The organism is Halomonas sp. NO4 (assembly GCF_010994375.1).
GTDB lineage: Bacteria > Pseudomonadota > Gammaproteobacteria > Pseudomonadales > Halomonadaceae > Halomonas.
Window position 1 is genome coordinate 1 of sequence record NZ_WHMA01000075.1, and the last position, 2,409, is coordinate 2,409.

The 2,409-nt window shown below is 42.7% G+C and carries 3 protein-coding genes; 1 reads left to right on the top strand and 2 read right to left on the bottom strand.

Annotation, left to right across the window (positions count from 1 at the left end; genetic code table 11):
* Positions 1 to 325: 325 nt before the first annotated feature.
* Together FEF15_RS19060 and FEF15_RS19065 are read right to left on the bottom strand one after the other, a co-directional pair.
* Positions 326 to 1,273 (bottom strand): hypothetical protein, encoded by a 948-nt coding sequence (locus FEF15_RS19060; RefSeq protein ID WP_163561038.1) that lies wholly within the window; start codon positions 1,271 to 1,273, stop codon positions 326 to 328.
* 122 nt (positions 1,274 to 1,395) lie between these two features.
* A complete protein-coding gene (locus FEF15_RS19065; protein ID WP_205598599.1) occupies positions 1,396 to 1,938 on the bottom strand; it encodes a hypothetical protein in 543 nt (180 codons plus the stop codon).
* 43 nt (positions 1,939 to 1,981) lie between these two features.
* Between FEF15_RS19065 and FEF15_RS19070 the strand changes: the two genes are divergently transcribed.
* The coding region (locus FEF15_RS19070) for a tyrosine-type recombinase/integrase (RefSeq protein ID WP_163561040.1) at positions 1,982 to 2,409 on the top strand (428 nt) is incomplete at its 3' end.

The window sequence follows — 2,409 nt, forward strand, 5'->3', positions numbered from 1 at the left end:
GAGAACGCCGCCGATGCCGTACCGGTTCCTGAAGATGGCTGACTCTTATGCGTAATCAGGATTGTTTTTGGACATGGTCATGAAAAAGCTCAAGGACAGATTTGTGTAACTCTTCGCCACCGGGACAAAACTTGACCAGCTGACTAGTCTGTACACTCAAGCGAGCCACAATGGGATTGGCTGTTCCTTGATCTGAAACTTTGGTGATCTGGAATGGCAACGTAGAAGCTCCTTTGAAATCTAACGTGGAGCACACCAGTGGCCTTTTTTAAGCGAAGTGGAAAAAAGGCCATCCGTGTGGCGCAATATGTTAGAGGAGGTTTCTCTAGAGTTCTGTATAAATTGCAATAGGATCAATGATGATTTCATTTGAAAGCCTACCCGTAAACTGGTTCTCCAAGTTCGTCAGGTGCTCTACCAGATTTAGCAATGCATCCTTAATTGATCTTTCCTCGTCCACCTCCTCTTCACCCTCGATATCTATGTTCTTTGAGTTATTCGCTTGAGATACCACTCCAAACATCACAAATTCTTTTTCAGTGATTCGCGAATATTTCCTTTTCAATAGAGACTCATTCTCGCGCAAATATTCTCTATTTAAATTTGCGGTACATATACGGTCAGAACCATTCATTTGTATTTCGAACTGATCTTCAAAACCGTAAGACAATAGATAATTTAGTTTTTCCAGAAATTTTTCATCTTGATGGAGGCCCGTCTCCTTAGCCACATTTTTTATATTTGTTATCGATTTATACTCTTGCTGTAGCCGTGCTTTTTCATTTCGATCTTTCGTATTCCTTTTTGCCTCTTCAAGTTGAGACTGAACTTCCTTAAGTTTTTCAAAGTTAGTTACGTACGCAAATGCTTCGCCCAAAACATTAAAATTAGTCAGGGTTGCTTTAATAGAATTAATGTCATTGAAGATGGCCTTGGATGTTATCTTTATGAATGGATATTTGGGTATCTCAGCCAATAAATCACACTCCGAACCACCTTTCACGATTAGAACTTTTTCATTTTCTAGAAGTCTATTTTCAAATTTTGAATACAGATAGTCGTGAAGAACCTTTTTCTCTTCTGTGCTACTATCTTTGCTAAGCGCATCAGCAAAAATACGACCACTACCAATTTCTCCTTTTTGCTGCTCACTTTCCTCTGATGCTGACCTGTTTGCAGAAACAAGATACTCTGTAATGCCTTCAAAAAGTTGTGACGACAGTGAAGACATTTTGTATTCATCCAGATAGATAAAGTTCTTAAGATGTTCCATTGCGCTTCCTTCTCAAATAGTCATCAAGGTATCTTTTCCTTGTACTTAATATTGACCAAACGCCAACACCAGCACCGGATATAACTAGAATAGCGGCTATAAATATCACTAGTATATCCATTTTAGCCTCCACCCTTCTCGATCATCGACACTCGATGAAACACGGAATAGCTTAAAAACAATGAGACTACACAAAGAATCATCGCTGAATATTTAATGGTCTCTAAATTTATTATCCCTGGAGACATATCGGACATTACCGTTAACGCATACAGAACACCATAAAATACAATAAACGCCAAAGAAACACCGTTCTGTATGGTTTTCCAATTATGGTCGTTTGCACCTATATGCTCAATCTCATTGATATTAGATATGTGCAGCACCAATCCAAATGCAACAAAGTCAGACGGATTGAACAACGGCATCGTATTAGATGTTGAGACCAACCAGATTAGAAAACGCGAACCTATTGGTATAAGGCCGACTAGAACCGTATAGGCCAACCATTTAACTCTTCTATCTACCATATTAACTGACCTAAGAAAAATTGAGTGAGTGGTAGTCCACCCTCTAACACCGATAAACGCGCCCGCAGCATTTGCTTCCATGTCCGTTTTGTGTCGAATCACGACTGACTGCTGGCTCCAGCACACGTCGATCATGTTCTGGACCATCCTATACATTCCATCCGAGGAGGTCCACACCATGAGCACATCAACAACAGCTACCCGCGAGCCTTGGAACAAAGGCAAACTAGTTGGTCAGAAAACACCGCTTCGGCTCAAAGACATCTGGGCCATTCGTGTCAGGCTGCAGCTTGCTGAGAACATAAGAGGCCTAGCGCTGTTCGAGCTGGCGATCGATAGCAAACTGCGAGCCTGTGATTTAGTCAAATTACGCGTCCGTGATGTATCCCATGGCAACCATGTGGCTTCAAGAGCCATCGTCACGCAGCAGAAAACGAAGAGGCCAGTACAGTTTGAAATAACCGAGCAGACTCGCACCGCCCTTGAGGAATGGATGCAGCGCGCCTATCTCCGTAACGATGACTATTTGTTCCCAAGTCGTCTGAGCACCCTATGCGGTCGGGTAGACCGGGCGATTGCTCGTCCCGGCCCCCCTCAGATCCGGGC